The sequence below is a fragment of the Micromonospora echinospora genome (assembly GCF_900091495.1).
In the GTDB taxonomy this organism is placed as follows: Bacteria; Actinomycetota; Actinomycetes; order Mycobacteriales; family Micromonosporaceae; genus Micromonospora; species Micromonospora echinospora.
In genome coordinates this window covers 3,714,977-3,730,000 of record NZ_LT607413.1, presented here as the reverse complement: position 1 = coordinate 3,730,000, position 15,024 = coordinate 3,714,977, and the positions used below count along the sequence as shown (strand labels likewise).

The following is a 15,024-nucleotide window of genomic DNA, read 5'->3' as shown; positions in this document are numbered from 1 at the left end:
CGAGGTCGGCGCCGGCTTCGGCGGCGCGGACCAGGAGACGTTCGGCCGTCGCGAGGTTGGCGTTACGGTCCTCGCGGGCGTTCAGCTGACAGACGGCGACACGCATGCGCACCAGACTAAGCGCGTGGTCCGGGTACGCGCTGTCCCGTACCCGGACCACACGCCGCGGTCAGGCGGACTTCTCCTCGCGCTCCCGACGGGCCCGCCGGCCGGTGAACTCGCGCGGCACGATCGTCGGGTTGACATTCTCCAGGACCACCTCACGGGTGATCAGCACCCGCGCGGCGTCCGGATTGCTCGGCACCTCGTACATCGCGGAGAGCAGGACCTCCTCGATGATGGCCCGGAGTCCACGGGCGCCCGTGCCTCGGAGCATCGCCTGGTCGGCGATCGCCTCCAGGGCCGGCTCGTCGAACTCCAACTCGACCCCGTCGAGCTCGAAGAGGCGCTGGTACTGCCGGACCAGGGCGTTGCGTGGCTCGGTGAGGATCTGGACCAGGGCCTGGCGGTCCAGGCTGCGGACGTTGGTGATCACGGGCAGCCGGCCGACGAACTCGGGGATCAGCCCGAACTTGAGCATGTCCTCCGGCATGACCTGACCGAAGATGTCGTCGGTCGAACGCTCGGAGACCGCCCGGAGCCGGGCACCGAACCCGGTGCCGCCCTGCCCGGTGCGGGCCTCGATGATCTGGTCGAGGCCGGCGAAGGCACCACCACAGATGAAGAGCACGTTGGTGGTGTCGATCTGGATGAACTCCTGGTGGGGGTGTTTCCGACCACCCTGCGGCGGCACGTTGGCCACCGTGCCCTCCAGGATCTTGAGCAGCGCCTGCTGGACGCCCTCACCGGAGACGTCCCGGGTGATCGAGGGGTTCTCGGACTTGCGGGCGATCTTGTCGACCTCGTCGATGTAGATGATGCCCGTCTCGGCGCGCTTGATGTCGTAGTCGGCGGCCTGGATCAGCTTGAGGAGGATGTTCTCCACGTCCTCGCCGACGTACCCGGCCTCGGTCAGCGCGGTGGCGTCGGCGATGGCGAACGGGACGTTGAGCATCCGGGCCAGGGTCTGCGCGAGGTGGGTCTTGCCGCAGCCGGTCGGACCGATGAGCAGGATGTTGGACTTCGCCAGTTCGACGGCGTCACTGCCGGATCCCGGCGCACCGGCCGCCTCGGCCTGGATCCGCTTGTAGTGGTTGTAGACCGCGACCGCCAGGGCCTTCTTGGCCTGATCCTGACCGACGACGTAGTTGTCGAGGAACTGGCAGATCTCCATCGGCTTGGGAAGCTCTTCCCACTTCACCTCGCCGGACTCGGCCAACTCCTCTTCGATGATCTCGTTACAGAGGTCGATGCACTCGTCGCAGATGTAGACCCCTGGGCCCGCGATGAGCTTCTTGACCTGCTTCTGCGACTTGCCACAGAAGGAGCACTTCAGTAGGTCGCCGCCGTCACCGATCCGTGCCACCTACGTTCTCCCTGCACTCGTCGGCCGGAACGCCGGCCCTGGCTTGAGGACGTTGATCCCCGTGTCCGTGTCTTCACCCGCCGGTCCGACCCGGCGAAGGGGCACAGACCCGACGTTACCCGCTGCCGGGGGTTTCTCCGACCCCCAAAACGGGTGTGTCAGAGGCCGGCCGGGAGCACGCCCCCGGGCCGACCTCCGATCCCAACTGTTCAGCTGGCGGCGTTGGCGGCCAGCAGACCCTTCTTACGGCTGGTAAGGATGGTGTCGACCACGCCGTACTCGCGGGCCTCCTCCGCCGTCATGATCTTGTCCCGGTCGATGTCCTTGCGGACCTTCTCCACCGGCTGGTTGCAGTGCTTGGAGTACATCTCCTCCAGCTGCGTCCGCATCCGGAGGATCTCCCGGGCCTGGATCTCGATGTCCGAGCCCTGCCCATAGCCGCCCTCGGTGGCCGGCTGGTGCATGATGATCCGCGAGTTCGGCAGGGCCATCCGCTTGCCCGGCGTACCGGCCGCGAGCAGCACCGAGGCGGCGCTCGCCGCCTGGCCGAGGCAGACCGTCTGGATGTCCGGCCGGACGTACTGCATGGTGTCGTAGATCGCCGTCATGGCGGTGAACGAGCCACCCGGCGAGTTGATGTACATGATGATGTCGCGGTCCGGGTCGGTGCCCTCGAGCGTCAGCAGCTGCGCCATCACGTCGTTGGCCGACGCGTCGTCGACCTGCACGCCGAGGAAGATGATCCGGTCCTCGAAGAGCTTGTTGTACGGGTTCGACTCCTTCACCCCGTACGAGGTGCGCTCGACGAACGACGGCAAAACGTAGCGGTTGTGCACCGGCGCGAAACGCGGCGGCAGACTCAGGTCGGTCATCGTCAGCTCCTCGATCAGCTCAGGGTCCCGGCGCCTTCCGGAACCTGGGTGGCTCCGGTGATCACCTTGTCGATGAAGCCGTAGTCCATGGCCTCCTGGGCGGTGAACCAGCGGTCGCGGTCCGAGTCGGCCTCGATCTGCGCGTGCTCCTGCCCGGTGTGGAAGGCGACCCGCTCCTGGAACATCCGCTTCGTGTAGAGCATCTGCTCCGCCTGGATGGCGATGTCGGAGGCCGTACCACCCATGCCACCGGACGGCTGGTGCATCATGATCCGCGCGTGGGGCAGGGCGTACCGCTTGCCCTTGGTGCCGGCGCAGAGCAGCAGCTGGCCCATGGAGGCCGCCATGCCCATCGCCACCGTCGACACGTCGTTGTCGATGAACTGCATGGTGTCGTAGATCGCCATGCCGGAGTAGACCGAGCCACCCGGCGAGTTGATCCAGAGGTTGATGTCGCGGTGCGGGTCCTCCGCCGCGAGCAGGAGCAGCTGGGCGCAGATGCGGTTGGCGACCTGGTCGGTCACCTCGCTGCCCAGGAAGATGATGCGCTCCTTGAGCAACCGGTTGTAGACCGAGTCGTCGAGGTTGCCAAGGGGATCGCCACCGCGGGCTTCGATCGCCCGGAGCGGCATCGCTGGGATGTGCTTGTCGGTCATGGCAGCCCTTCGCTCTCCGTACCGTCTTACCCGACACTAACCGCTCCACCGGGTGACAGACTCCCGGTCAGGGTGCTTTTCGCTCTCAGCGCAGCTGCCCGGGATCCGTACCCGGAAAAGGGTTTCGGCCGCCGAACGCCGTGAACGGCGGACGGCGGCCGACCCCGCGATCAGTGCTCGTGGTCGTGGTCGTGCGCCTCGTCACCCTCGGCCTTCAGGGCGTCCAGGGTGACGGCGTTGCCGGCCGCGTCCTTGATCGTGACGCGCTCCATCACCGAGGCCAGCGCCTTGCCGCGCCGGACGTCACCGAAGACGGCCGCCGCCGCGCCCGAGCGGACCAGCTGGTCGTAGTACTGCTGGGGCGGCATCCCGGCGCGCTGCGCCCGGTGGACGATCTCGTGGCCGAACTCGTCGTCGGAGACCTGGACGTCGTCGGCGTCGGCCAGGGTGTCCAGCAGGAGCTGGATCTTGACGCCCTCGGTCGCCGCCGTCTTCAGCTCCTCGTCGAGCTGCTCCTCGGTCTTCTCCTCGGCCGCGAGGTACTCCTCCAGCGAGGCGCCGATCCGCTCGAGCTGGTCGACCATCGCCTGCTTGCGGCTGGCGACCTCCTCGCTGACGACACCCTCCGGCGCCGGCACCTCGGCGGCGGCGACGAGCTGCTCGAGGGCCTTGTCCCGGGCGGCGTAGATCTGCTCGACCCGCTTGCCCTTGGTGATCCGCTCACGCACGTCGCCACGAAGCTCCTCGAGCGTGTCGAACTCGCTCGCCATCTGGGCGAACTCGTCGTTCAGCTCGGGCAGCTCCTTCTCCTTGACCGTGCGGACGGTCACCGCCACCTCGGCGTCCTTGCCGGCGAAGTCGCCGCCGACGAGCTGGGTGGTGAAGGTGGCGCTCTCGTTGGCGGCGAGGCCGACGACGGCCTCGTCCAGCCCCGGGAGGAGCTGCTTACTGCCGACCTCGTGGGAGAGGTTGGTCGCCGAGCCACCCGGCACGTCCTCGCCGTCGACGGTGGCGTTCAGGTCGATCTGGACGAAGTCGCCCTCCTGGGCGGCGCGCTCGACGGTCTTGAGCGTGGCGAACCGCTCGCGCAGGCTCTTGACCTGCTCGTCGATCTCGCTGTCGTCGATCTGGAGCTCGTCGACGGTCACCTCGATGGTGGCCGGGTCGGGCAGGGTGAGCTCCGGCCGGACGTCGACCTCGGCAGTGAAGTTGAGGCTGTCACCGTCGTTGAACTCGGTGATCTCCACCTCGGGGCGACCCAGCGTCTTCAGGTCGTGCTCGCGGACGGCGGCGAGGATGTTCTGCGGGATCGCCTCCTGCACCGCCTCGTTGAGGACGGCGCCCCGGCCGACCCGCTGGTCGATCACCGCGGCCGGAACCTTGCCCCGGCGGAAGCCGGGAACCTGGACCTGCTGGCCGATCTCCCGGTACGCCTTCTTGAGGCTCGGCTCGAGCTCGACGAACGGCACCTCGATGGCGAGCCGCACGCGCGTCGGGCTCAGAGTCTCGACGGTGCTCTTCACAGGCGTACTCCTTGAACGGATCTCGGTTTTGAGTCTGGGCGTGATTCAGCCCATCGAGTGTAGGCGAGCCGGCCGGACGCTCCGGCAGCCGCCCAGGTACCGCGACGACCGCCCTCCGGCGGCCCGGCCGCGACGACAGTCGGGGTGGCGGGATTTGAACCCACGGCCCCTCGCTCCCAAAGCGAGTGCGCTACCAAGCTGCGCCACACCCCGTGGCGACCAGAAGTGTATGCCGTCGGCGCGGGGCGGGGGCGTCCGGGCGGGGCACTCGGCGACAGATTCCGACAAATTCCTCCCGGGCCGCTCCGGAAGCCGCCCGCCGGCAGGGACCGCGGAGCGGACTGCGAGGTGTGGCCGGTGGGCTCCGCCGGCTGGACGGGGACCCCTCCGGTGACGACGTCCGGGCGGAGACGGAATGCCGCTGCGCGGCGCGTCGGCGTACGCGGTAGGCTGTCGGCGCGTCCCGGGCAACCGGGAACACGCGGGCGTAGCTCAATGGCAGAGCTTCAGTCTTCCAAACTGACGGTGCGGGTTCGATTCCCGTCGCCCGCTCCACACTCTCCGGCCCAGTTCAACGGCGTCCTCGTCGAGGCCAGGGGTTCTCGTCCCCGCTTTCCTGCTGTCTGCTCGACCAATTCGTCACGTCAGGCGCACTGATCAACAGCTACTCGGAGATCACTCTGAGTTGCCATCCGTACCAGGCAATCGTCGTCTGATGAGTTCCGGCCGGGACGCTGCCAGCCAGCGGCGCGGCAAACGGCCGTAGCGCCCGAAGACCCGTAGCGCCGCCCGCCGCTGAGCACAGGGACCATCCTCGCCACAGCGGACGCAGCACCCGTCCCGGATGCTCGGCGTGTGCCGGTCAAGCTGGTACTGCGCCGCTTGGAGTTGGTCGCGCACTGCCCCGGTCAGGTAGATGCTCACTGCTGTGGGCCTTCGCCGGCCAGGAAGGCAGCTCGTACGAGGATCTGAGTGCGCAGGCCGTCGGGGTCGTCAGGCGTGGCCCTCGTGCCTTCCAGCCAGACCCAGCCGTCACCCTGCGGACGGTTGCCCACCAGCCGGACGCCGGTTACCCGCAGGGTGACCGGTCCGTCTTCCGGCCAGTTCCGATCGGCCGCGTCGATGCGCAGCTCCTCGCCGAGGCGTACCCGGATGTCATACACGGCTCGTTCCCTTCGCTCGTGCGGTCTTCCGCGCCGCTCGGGTCAGCGGCGGCGGGGCGGGACGAATGCCGGCCCGGTGGACGAACACCTCCCGCTTCGCCACCGCATCGCCCAGGGCATCGATGACGTAGCCCGTCAGCCAGACCCAGTCGTCGGTCGTCAGCGCGTTCGCCACCGAGGCGATCCGCAGCAGCAGCGCACGATTCCCGCCGAACTGCGGTGACGCCCGCCCGTCGAGGGCGACCAGGTCTCCCGGCTTGGGCAGATGCGGACCGGACACGGCTGATCGAGGCTGGGGCGCCGGGGCGGGCGGGCCTTTCACGGAGCGCTGTTCGGGTCTCGGCCCCACGCCAGCACCCACCCCGGGCCAGCCTCAGCGATCCGCCATGCGACCGGACCCCGCACACTCCACACAGGAGCGCCGCATCAGCAGACGTGTGCGCTGGGAGCCATGCCCGATCGAACGCACCTCGCTCCGGTTCGAGCTGTACTTCCAGCCCCCACCTGAGCAGGATCGGCACCTGGTCGACACGTTGAGCCCCGTCATGACAACAGGCTGTGACACAACCTGGTCAACAACCCGGAAAATCCTTCCGGGGTCGTGATGCACCGAGGGGAGACAGTGAACCCATGCGCGGAATGGGCAACAGCCTCACCATCGGGGAACGCGTCGCCTGGTACCGCAGGCGACGAGGGCTCTCCCAGGAAGTCCTTGCCGGGCTTATCGGCCGTACCGCCGACTGGCTGGGCAAAGTCGAGAACAACCGCATCGAACTCGACCGGCTCAGCGTCATCAAGTCCCTCGCCGACGTCCTCGACGTATCCCTCGGCGACCTGCTCGGCGAACCCACCGTCCTCGACTGGACCGCCGAGAGCGGCACCGCCACCGTCCCCGCTCTTCGCGCCGCCCTGATGAGCTACCACGCCATCACGCCACTGCCCGGCCGCCACGACACCGACCCACCCACCACCGCCGCACTCCGGCAAGAGGTAGGCGAGCTGTGGACGGCCTACCAAAACTCCCGATTCGGGTACGTCACCGGACGCCTCCCCGAACTACTGCGCCGCGCCCAAGCCGCCGCAGACGGCCACGGCGGCGAGGACCAGGACCACGCCCGCCGGCTAATCGGCCTGACGTACCAACTCGCCGCCACCCAGCTCACCAAGCTCGGCGAAACCGACCTCGCGTGGTTGGCAGCAGACCGCGGCCTCGCCGCCGTACGCCCCACCGGCGACCCGGTCGCCACTGGCTCCCTTTTCCGGTCCGTCGGCCACGCCCTGCACTCCACCGGCCGCTACACCGAAGCCGTACGCCTCACAAAGGACGCCGCCGCCTTCCTGCAACCCCACCTCGCCCAGCCGACGCCGGCCCTGCTCTCCGTCTACGGGACGCTCTTCCTGTCCGGCGCGATGGCAGCCGCCCGCGCCAACGACCCCGGCACCACCCGCGCCTTCCTCGCCGAAGCCGACACGGCGGCTACGCGGCTCGGCGAGGACGCCAACCACCTCTGGACCGCGTTCGGCCCGACCAACGTCGCCATCCACCGGGTAGCCACCGCCGCCGAACTCGGCGACCTCCAAGTCGCCATCGACCTCGGCCCCCGCGTCGACACCACCGCCCTACCCATGGAACGCCGCGTACGGCACGCCCTCGAAGTCGCCCGCGCCTACAGCTCTTGGAACCGGGTCGACGCCGCGCAAGCCGTCCTGTTCGACGCCGAACGGATGGCTCCCGAACAGGTACACCACCACTTCCTCAGCCGACAACTCGCCCTCACCTGGATCCGCCGCCAACGCGGCAAGCCCTCCACCCAACTCGTCGGGCTGGCTCGCCGGCTCAAGGTGCTCGACTGACCCAGCCGTCGCTACGCTGCCCTGGTGACGGCCAACAAGATGCCTCCCATGGCAACCCCACGCGTCGCATCGGGTGCCCTCTTTCTGGACGGGGAAGGCAGGGTACTCCTCGTTCGCCCCACGTATAAAGAACACTGGGAGATTCCCGGCGGCTACGTCGAGCCTGGCGAATCTCCCCGTAGCGCATGCAACAGGGAAATCGAAGAGGAGTTGGGTTTCAAGATCGAGGTCGGCCAGATGCTGGTTGTCGATTGGGCACCGGCTGAGCACGAGGGCGACAAGCTGCTATTCATCTTTGACGCTAACACTGCCGCCACCGTTCGAGAGCAGGATATCTGCTTCTCGGACGGGGAACTGAGAGAATGGCGCTACGTATCCACCGAAGACCTAGAGAACTTCGTGCCACACCGACTCGCCCGGCGCGTACGCACAGCCGTTATAGCGAGCGAGCAACGCAAAGCCGCCTACGCAGAGCACGGCATTGCTACCGAATAACCACGTCGACACGCGGCACCTGAAACTCTAGGGATCTTAAAAGCCTAGCGCTAGCCGCCAAGCACCCATTTTGCCAATTCCGGCTCCAAGATGCTTTAGGTTTCGGCTCCACCTGCCCCCTTGCTTCAAGCCCAGAGCGAGAGTTAGATCATCACGTTAAGTGACGGGGCGGTCATCGCTGGTGCCCGCTCATGGCTCAGCCGATGAGCGGATGTGAAACCTCGTTGCCCGGTCGGAACGACGGCGCATAGCGTGCCCGAGTGACCCTAGTGGTGCCGTTCCATTCCCTTCCCGTAGACCAGTCGGACGTTCGCTATGCCCACGGCCCAGATTCGTACCGGCAGCCGGACGTGCCCGTTGGTCAGACCATCGAGTTCGGCTGGGACCACAGCGCCGTCTATCCGGGCACCTCTCGGAAGTTCTGGGTCCACCTGCCCGCTCAATACGACCCGTCGGAGCCCGCGTCGCTGATCGTGTTCCTAGACGGACGGTGGTACCTCGATCCGGAGGGAGAAGTCCGGGGCGCGATAGTCCTGGACAACCTCATCCACCGCGGTGACATCCCGGTCACCATCGGCCTGTTCGTCGCCCCCGGCATCCTTGCAGGCACCGAGAACCCCAAGAACCGCAACGTCGAGTACGATGCGTCCGACGATCGCCTAGCCACTTTCCTGTTGGCCGAGATCATCCCGCATGTCATGCAGCGCTACTCGATCACCGATGACGCGGACCAGTGGGGCATCTGTGGAGGCAGCAGCGGCGGCAACGGCGCATTCACTGCCGCGTGGCTCCGCCCAGACAAGTTCCGTCGCGTGATGTGCTGCCTGTCCAGCTTCGTGCAGATGCCCGACGGAAACCCCTACCCTGAGATGATCCCCAGCGTTGCCCGCAAGCCGCTACGCATCTTCATGCAGGCAGGTCACCGAGATCTGCATTGGAACGAGCCGCAACGGAACTGGCTCGCCAACAACCTGCGCGTCGCCGCAGCTCTGGCCGAAGCCGGCTATGACTTCCGGCTCGTGCTCGGCGATGGCGGCCACAGCCCTAACCACGGCGGCGTCCTCCTGCCGGACGCGCTGCGCTGGCTGTGGCGACCCACCGGCACCTGAGCAAGAGACGCTCGCACCCACGCTCATCCGCGATCCGGGTGGTAACCGCGATCACCGAACGTTAACGGCCCTCGGGCGAGACGGTCGACCGCGTAAAGCACCAGCTGGGACGCTGGTGTAAAGCATCAGCCGGGACACGACGCCGGATGTGACCTGGCAACTGCCGAAACGCTCTCTTTCGGATCAAGGCGGCCCGCAAGCGGGCCGCGCCGGCCCGGTCCCGGCCGGCTGGCGGCCTCCGGCCGGCATCGGCCGGGCCGACCGGCCACGCTGAGCGGACACAAGACCTTGAAGACCTCGGGGCACCGCCCCGAACCCCGCCTCTCCTCGGAGATCGGCCGGGAGCGGATTACCTCATCGGGCGCCATAAGGGCTACCAGCATCCCCGGACGGTCTACGACTGCCCGACGAGGAGATCCGCTTTATCGTTGGCCGCCACGCTTCGCCAAGTCAGCGAGGTGCGCGCATGGCTGCTCCGCGTCCTGGTGCCAGGTACTTCCCACTAGGGCGACGGGGTAGCTGGTCTCTGTGACCTGTTGGTCGGCGGTCTCGACCGAGAACCGCAGCGACAACGGCTCGCTCGCGAACGCGACAGAGCACTCGATGCGCAGCCTGACATCGATCCAGCCAGTACCGCCGGGGCGTAGCAGCCGAGACTTACCGATGTCATGGAGCCGGACGCCGGGTCGTTGACCGGTAGCCGCACGAACCGTGATCGGGGCGGGGCCAGCGTTGATTACTGCCAGTTGGCTATTCATCTGGAGGACGCCCGTGACGTCCGAACTCGCGCTCCTGGTGGATGCAGGAAAGGCCACGAGTGAAACCGAAGCGTTCCGCTCCCGCTCCTCCCGCGAGTCTCGTAGCTCGCCGACACCGACACCGCCAAGCACAACACCGACCACGAACGCAGCGACGAGCCGTACATTCATCTTCCATCTGACCATCAGGCCGTCAGGGGTGGCGCCACCCGACGCCGCCGGCTCGTAATCGTGCTCGTCCAGATCAATTACTTCGCGCTCCGCCGACATGGCATCAGCCTAGGGCTCCTGACCGCGCCCGCCGACCGTGCAGCCAAGACCGGCAGACGCCAGCGCTGTCCGACAAGACAGCGTGCAACGCCCTGGCTCAGGTCGTCACGCCCGAGGATCGCGGATAGCGGATTCGATGCGCAGCCCGATCCCTGTCGCAACGAGGAAACCCGCCATGATGTGCGGCTCGGTCGGCCCGATGTCCGTCGACAGCGTGATAGCCGAGACGAGGAGGCCGGCGACCAGGGCCACGTTCCCGAGCGTGCGGATGCTAGATGCTCGCCGCGATAGAGGATTCACCTCGCGGACCGTATCGGAAGGCAGGCGTTGACGGTGTCGGGACCAAGACTCGATCGGGCCGATAGAACGATCGCGGAAGGGCTGGTCACCGTCGAGGTCAGGGCGATCGGCTGCCGCGCCGCTTCGCGGCTTGCCACCGGGTACCGAGGCCAGGGCACGCGGGGAGCCGGCGACACGGCAAGCCGCCCCCGGCCCGGGAGGCCGGGGGCGGTGAGCCGTACGCCGCCGGACAGCCGCGCGCCCACCGGGCCGCCGTGCCAGCCACGTGCCAGTAGCCGGTGTCCCGGAGGGTCACCACCGGTCATGATCGGGCAGCACGGCACCACCGCTGACCAGGCGTACCGGACAGATCACGACAGCCGAGAACGATCTTCCAAACTGACGGTGCGGGTTCAACTCCCGTCGCCCGCTCCACATCCTTCGGCCCAGGTCAGCGGCATTGTCGTCGAGCCTGGGCCGTTCTCGTCTCAACCTTTTAATCTTGCATGCCATCCACGCGCCAATGGCGCGCGGCGTGCCGTCCGAGGCCGCCTTCCGTGCCGGCTGGCGCTGCTTCGGCGTACGGCTCTGCGTGGTGATGCGCCGGTGGGGCTCCCAATCCTGAGAGCTGATGGAGCGCGACCAGCTCCACAGCGGGAACAGGCCCGGCCCGATCACGGTTCACGACCTGTCACAGCCGACCTGCTCTGGGCCGAAGCCGGACGCACCCCTGACGATCGATGTGGCAGGCTGCCGGCGTGACCCCGAGCCGTCAACGACCGGTCGCCGACGTCAGCCGAGGGCCGCAAGACGCCGCGTGCGCGTGCCCGTGCTGCGGCTACCTGACCCTGGGCGAGCGCGGCGGCTACGAGATCTGCGACGTGTGCTTCTGGGAGGACGACGGCCAGGACGACCACGACGCCGCGCACGTACGAGGTGGACCGAACCGGAACCTCAGCCTGCTCGACGCCCGCCGCAACTTCGCCAAGTACGGGGCCAGCGACCCGAAGGACCTCAAGCACGTGCGACCGCCCAGGCCTGACGAACACCCCTGACGGACCTCGGCCGGACCTCCTGGCCGGCGAGCGCCCGGATACGCGAACAGTGGCCCCATAGGCCGCCCGTCCAGGGACCAGGTCAGCTCTGCTGTGGGCGCTGAGCCCAGAAGAGAGCATGTCCGCTGGACCCTTCCGGGACGAAGTCCTCCGTGGTGATCGTCAATTTCGCCTGTCGCAACCATGAGCGGTAGGTGGAGGCGTCGGCGTGACTCCACCACATGGTGGCGGGGCCGTCGAGCCAGTTGTCCTCGGTGCCGGTCCAGGCGGTGTTGCCGACGGTGGCCAGCAGCCAGCCTCCTGGGCGCAGCCAGGTGGCGATCCGGGCGATGAGCTGTGGTTGGTCGGCCAGGGGCATGTGGATGAGGGAGTAGAGGCAGACCACGGCGTCGAACGAGGCCGGCGGCAGGTCGAGCCGGGTGGCGTCCGCGCGCAGGAACGTGCCGGTGGGCACCAGACGGCGTGCCCGCTCGACCTGGACGTCGCTGATGTCGACGCCGGTGACGCGGTGCCCGGCGGCGGCGAGGAAGCGAGCTACCGGCACACCGCAGCCGCACCCGAGGTCGAGGACCGCCGCCGAGGCCGGTAGGCGTCGGTGCAGGTCGGCGAGCCAGGGGGCGTACTGACCGTCATCGGCGTCGTCCGACCGGTAGTGGTGGGAGAGTGCGTCGTACCCGCGTCGGACCAGGTCACGTTCGTCGTCGTTGCCCATCCCGGGGACGCTACGAGTCCCGGTGCCGCAGGCTGCTCTTCGCGAGCTCGTAGGCGGGCAGCATGGCCGTGTGCTCGTCGCTGCCGAAGCTGTCGAGGGAGACGGCGACGATGCCCTGCGGGGTCTGGACGGCGAACACCCGTTCCGGTTCCATCGTGTCGTCGAGCTGGCTCTTCTCCTGGTAGGCGACCTCCAGCGCGGGGCGGTCGCCGACTCGCAGTTCGGTGTAGGTCGGCTCGTGGGCGTCCGCACCGATGAAGGCTTCCAGGCTCGGCCGCAGCCTGTCCCCCTCTCCGGTCCACACCCGCAGGAAGCCGATGTTGCCGGCGGGCTTGGCGTCGATCTCGCACACCATCGTGAGCGGGCCTCGGCGCGCGAGTTCCGCCAGTGGATTGTCCGGCGCGACGGTGACCGCCTTCGGCTTCCACGACTCCGCGAGCGCGAAGGTGACGGGCATGTCGCAGGCGCTGCCCGGCGCACCGACGCGAGCTCCCTCCGGCACCGCGGGTGGGTTCGTGGACTGCGCCGTCGTGCCCGGCGCGGCCTTCGGGTCCGCCGCGTCGTCCTGCCCGCAGCCGGTCAGGGCGAGTGTCGCGGCGACCAGGGCGACGACGGACACGGTCCGGCCACCGTACGTTCGGATTGTCACGGATCCGGGAGTCTACGGGCCGCATCGCTGGACGCAGCAACCACTTTGAACATCGGGCGGGCTTCGGCTAGCGTCCGCGCCCGTGAAGTCATTCCGCGTTGTCTCCGCTGTGTTGATCTGTGCCTCCCTGACGCTCGCCGGTTGCGGTGGCGGGGACGACACCACGGCCGAGTCCGCCCCCTCCCCCTCCTCTGCTACCTCCGCACCGGCCGCCTCCGCCTCCTCGGCACCCGCACCGTCGGCCCCGGCGGGCGGCGCGAGCGACAAGGAACTCTGCGAGTCCGTCAAGAAGGCCGGGAACGACATGAAGGCCTCGGTCGTCACCGCTCTCCAGGCCGACCCGGCGGCGGCGCCGGAAGCGTTCCGGAAGGTCCTCACCGAGCTGGAGAGCAAGTTGACGGCGCTGGCCGCCACCGGGGGCGACACTGCGGTCACCACCGCCATCCAGGCGTTCACCTCGGAGGCCGCCAAGGCGGCGAAGGCGGCGGACCCGGCGTCGGCCGCCGACAACCCGGCCTTCGAGAAGGCCGGCACGGACCTCGCCGCCGCCTGCAAGAAGGCGGGAGTGGAGGTCAACTTCTGACGGCGCCACCGCGGTACGCCGATCTGCCCACACCGTGGTCGGCGACGGGTGTGGCGGTCACCTGCGGAGCCACCCGGTGAGCAGGTCGACACACTCGTCGCCGAGGACGGGGGCGGCGCGCCGGGCAAGCCGGACGAGGTCGTCGCGCTCGGCGGCGGTGCCGGTCGGCACGGGCGTCGAGGTGCGCCGCCGGTCTGGGCGGCCGGCCTCACGGGCCAGCCGGACGACGTCCGCGCGCCCCCGCCGGGCCAGTCCCGGATCGGGATCGAGGGCCAGCAGCATTCCGGCGCGCAGCCTCGCCGGCACGTCCCGGGTGCCGAGCAGGCGGTAGCCGGCGCGGCGGCGTTCCACCCGTGGGTCCGCGAGCAGTTCCCAGGGCAGCGTGGGGGGCAGGGCACCGGTGAGAGGCCGGAGCGCGGTGGCGGCCTCCCGGACGACGGCCGGGGCGGGGTCGTGCAGCAGCGGGGCAACCAGGGACGTGTCGACGGCGGCGAGGAGCCGCAGGCCCCGTACGGCGGCGGCTCGGATCGGCGCGGCCGGGTGGGTGACCAGCGGGTGCAGCAGCACCGCGTCGGTCGACGGGGCGGTCTCGGCGAATCCGGCGACCGCCCCGGGGGTCGGCGCGTCCCCGGTGACGGCCCGCCGGTAGTGCGCCGGCGCGTCGATGCCGTCTCGTCGGGCGGCCTCCCGGGCGATGGCCCGGACCAGGTCGGCGGGGTCGTCGAGGTGCGCCGACACGTCGGCGAGCCGGCCGAGTCGCAGCAGTCCGGTGAGCGCGGTCGCCCGTACCGCCGGGCGGCGGTTGCCGGCGAGACGCCGCAGAGCCGGAAGCCGGCCGGTCCACACGGCGTCCCGGCAGGCGGCCTCGGCGGCCCGCGCCCGGACGAGCACGTCCGGGTCGGACTCCGCCGCCTCCATGAGGTCGTCGCGGTGCAGCCAGCCGTGGGCCAGGCCGGTGGTGAAGACGAGCCGGCGCTGCGCGGCGGGACCGGACCGGCTGAGCGCCCGGCGGACCGGCGCGGGGGCGGCGAGCAACGCGGCCGTGACCTGGGTGACCGCGAAGCCGCCTCGGGAGCGGGCCCCGACCAGCAGCGCGGTGGGCAGCGCCGCCGGCAGGTAGGTGGCCGGGTCGTCGGCCAGCAGCGTCGCCAGGCCCGCACGGGCGGGGTCGCGCACCTGTGCGACCCAGTCCCCGGTCCGCAGGACCAGGAAGGGCGTCAGCGCCGCGACGGGCGCGGCGAGCATGGCCCGTACGGCACGTTCCCGGATCCGCCCGTCACCGTGCGCGCTGGTCAGGGCGACGGCGACCGCTCCGGGTGCCGGCCGGTCGAGCCGGGCGGTCAGCTTCTCCAGGCCCGGCGAGCGGTACGGCAGGTGCCACGGGTCCTGCCGGACGTGTTCGTCGAGCCGGGCCACGGTTCTCGGTTCGCGGGCCAGCAGACCGAGCACGGCCCGAGCGGTCTCCGGGGTACCAGTGGCGTCGAGGGCCGCCAGTACCCCCAGGAGGCGTTCGAGGTCCGTCCCGCCGCCGGTGGCGGCACGGGAGATCGCCACGGCGACCTCTGCCGGTACCGGATCCGG

The 15,024-nt window shown here is 69.3% G+C and carries 17 protein-coding genes and 2 tRNA genes (1 of these 19 running past the window's edge); 6 read left to right on the top strand and 13 right to left on the bottom strand.

All coding sequences use genetic code 11. The features are described 5' to 3' along the window. The 6 genes from GA0070618_RS17000 to GA0070618_RS16975 all read right to left on the bottom strand — a co-directional run. Positions 1-106, bottom strand: the 5' end (the start) of a protein-coding gene (locus GA0070618_RS17000) for a carbon-nitrogen hydrolase family protein (RefSeq protein WP_088985590.1). 692 nt of this gene lie to the left of the window's left edge; the window shows 106 of its 798 coding nt (coding positions 1-106); it begins with the start codon at positions 104-106; the stop codon falls past the left edge of the window. Between the two features lie 63 nt (positions 107-169). Further along, positions 170-1,465: an ATP-dependent Clp protease ATP-binding subunit ClpX gene (clpX, locus tag GA0070618_RS16995; protein ID WP_088982519.1), complete on the bottom strand. Its 1,296-nt coding sequence runs from the start codon at positions 1,463-1,465 to the stop codon at positions 170-172. Positions 1,466-1,674: 209 nt separating this feature from the next. Further along, on the bottom strand, positions 1,675-2,337 hold the full coding sequence (locus GA0070618_RS16990) for an ATP-dependent Clp protease proteolytic subunit (protein WP_088982518.1): 663 nt from the start codon (positions 2,335-2,337) through the stop codon (positions 1,675-1,677). A gap of 14 nt (positions 2,338-2,351) precedes the next feature. After that, complete coding sequence (locus GA0070618_RS16985) at positions 2,352-2,993, bottom strand: ATP-dependent Clp protease proteolytic subunit (protein WP_088982517.1); 642 nt, start codon at positions 2,991-2,993, stop codon at positions 2,352-2,354. A gap of 170 nt (positions 2,994-3,163) precedes the next feature. After that, positions 3,164-4,516, bottom strand: coding sequence for a trigger factor (gene tig, locus GA0070618_RS16980; protein WP_088982516.1), 1,353 nt, complete (start codon positions 4,514-4,516; stop codon positions 3,164-3,166). Positions 4,517-4,655: 139 nt separating this feature from the next. Next, positions 4,656-4,729: transfer RNA gene (locus GA0070618_RS16975), tRNA-Pro, on the bottom strand. 268 nt (positions 4,730-4,997) lie between these two features. Here GA0070618_RS16975 and GA0070618_RS16970 point away from each other — a divergent pair. After that, positions 4,998-5,071, top strand: a tRNA-Gly gene (locus GA0070618_RS16970). Between the two features lie 365 nt (positions 5,072-5,436). On the opposite strand, the gene GA0070618_RS16965 is transcribed toward GA0070618_RS16970, so the two are convergent. Both GA0070618_RS16965 and GA0070618_RS16960 read right to left on the bottom strand, forming a co-directional pair. After that, positions 5,437-5,679, bottom strand: a complete 243-nt coding sequence (locus GA0070618_RS16965; protein ID WP_088982515.1) for a hypothetical protein — start codon at positions 5,677-5,679, stop codon at positions 5,437-5,439. Beyond that, on the bottom strand, positions 5,672-5,959 hold the full coding sequence (locus tag GA0070618_RS16960; RefSeq protein WP_231931768.1) for a hypothetical protein: 288 nt from the start codon (positions 5,957-5,959) through the stop codon (positions 5,672-5,674). Before GA0070618_RS16960 ends, GA0070618_RS16965 begins: the two co-directional genes overlap by 8 nt. Positions 5,960-6,309: 350 nt before the next feature. Between GA0070618_RS16960 and GA0070618_RS16955 the strand changes: the two genes are divergently transcribed. The 3 genes from GA0070618_RS16955 to GA0070618_RS16945 all read left to right on the top strand — a co-directional run bounded on the left by GA0070618_RS16955 (position 6,310) and on the right by GA0070618_RS16945 (position 9,137). Then, positions 6,310-7,533: a helix-turn-helix domain-containing protein gene (locus tag GA0070618_RS16955; protein WP_172900303.1), complete on the top strand. Its 1,224-nt coding sequence runs from the start codon at positions 6,310-6,312 to the stop codon at positions 7,531-7,533. Positions 7,534-7,557: 24 nt separating this feature from the next. Further along, positions 7,558-8,028, top strand: coding sequence for an NUDIX domain-containing protein (locus GA0070618_RS16950; protein WP_231931767.1), 471 nt, complete (start codon positions 7,558-7,560; stop codon positions 8,026-8,028). Positions 8,029-8,288: 260 nt separating this feature from the next. After that, positions 8,289-9,137 (top strand): alpha/beta hydrolase, encoded by an 849-nt coding sequence (locus GA0070618_RS16945; RefSeq protein WP_088982513.1) that lies wholly within the window; start codon positions 8,289-8,291, stop codon positions 9,135-9,137. 422 nt (positions 9,138-9,559) lie between these two features. Here the strand turns inward: GA0070618_RS16945 and GA0070618_RS16940 are convergent, their stop codons facing one another. Both GA0070618_RS16940 and GA0070618_RS34045 read right to left on the bottom strand, forming a co-directional pair. Beyond that, positions 9,560-10,165, bottom strand: a complete 606-nt coding sequence (locus GA0070618_RS16940; protein WP_088982512.1) for a hypothetical protein — start codon at positions 10,163-10,165, stop codon at positions 9,560-9,562. Between the two features lie 105 nt (positions 10,166-10,270). Further along, positions 10,271-10,417 (bottom strand): hypothetical protein, encoded by a 147-nt coding sequence (locus GA0070618_RS34045; RefSeq protein ID WP_231931766.1) that lies wholly within the window; start codon positions 10,415-10,417, stop codon positions 10,271-10,273. Between the two features lie 785 nt (positions 10,418-11,202). Here GA0070618_RS34045 and GA0070618_RS16935 point away from each other — a divergent pair. Further along, the gene (locus GA0070618_RS16935) at positions 11,203-11,499 is read left to right on the top strand and encodes a CPCC family cysteine-rich protein (protein ID WP_231931765.1); all 297 of its coding nucleotides are present in this window, start codon (positions 11,203-11,205) and stop codon (positions 11,497-11,499) included. A gap of 82 nt (positions 11,500-11,581) precedes the next feature. Here GA0070618_RS16935 and GA0070618_RS16930 read toward each other — a convergent pair whose 3' ends face one another. Together GA0070618_RS16930 and GA0070618_RS16925 are read right to left on the bottom strand one after the other, a co-directional pair. Next, complete coding sequence (locus tag GA0070618_RS16930) at positions 11,582-12,211, bottom strand: class I SAM-dependent methyltransferase (protein ID WP_088982510.1); 630 nt, start codon at positions 12,209-12,211, stop codon at positions 11,582-11,584. 10 nt (positions 12,212-12,221) lie between these two features. Next, positions 12,222-12,860 (bottom strand): lipoprotein, encoded by a 639-nt coding sequence (locus GA0070618_RS16925; protein ID WP_197701764.1) that lies wholly within the window; start codon positions 12,858-12,860, stop codon positions 12,222-12,224. Between the two features lie 82 nt (positions 12,861-12,942). Here GA0070618_RS16925 and GA0070618_RS33495 point away from each other — a divergent pair, with 82 nt between their 5' ends. Continuing rightward, positions 12,943-13,443: a hypothetical protein gene (locus tag GA0070618_RS33495; protein WP_157748948.1), complete on the top strand. Its 501-nt coding sequence runs from the start codon at positions 12,943-12,945 to the stop codon at positions 13,441-13,443. A gap of 57 nt (positions 13,444-13,500) precedes the next feature. Here GA0070618_RS33495 and GA0070618_RS16910 read toward each other — a convergent pair whose 3' ends face one another. Next, complete coding sequence (locus GA0070618_RS16910) at positions 13,501-14,997, bottom strand: hypothetical protein (RefSeq protein ID WP_231931764.1); 1,497 nt, start codon at positions 14,995-14,997, stop codon at positions 13,501-13,503. Positions 14,998-15,024: the final 27 nt, after the last annotated feature.

What these genes read in the sequence shown, in the direction of transcription:
- GA0070618_RS16940 (WP_088982512.1), bottom strand. Translation starts at nt 10,165, where the DNA reads ATGTCGGCGGAGCGCGAAGTAATTGATCTGGACGAGCACGATTACGAG.
- GA0070618_RS16985 (WP_088982517.1), bottom strand. Translation starts at nt 2,993, where the DNA reads ATGACCGACAAGCACATCCCAGCGATGCCGCTCCGGGCGATCGAAGCC.
- GA0070618_RS16930 (WP_088982510.1), bottom strand. Translation starts at nt 12,211, where the DNA reads ATGGGCAACGACGACGAACGTGACCTGGTCCGACGCGGGTACGACGCA.
- GA0070618_RS16990 (WP_088982518.1), bottom strand. Translation starts at nt 2,337, where the DNA reads ATGACCGACCTGAGTCTGCCGCCGCGTTTCGCGCCGGTGCACAACCGC.
- GA0070618_RS16955 (WP_172900303.1), top strand. Translation starts at nt 6,310, where the DNA reads ATGCGCGGAATGGGCAACAGCCTCACCATCGGGGAACGCGTCGCCTGG.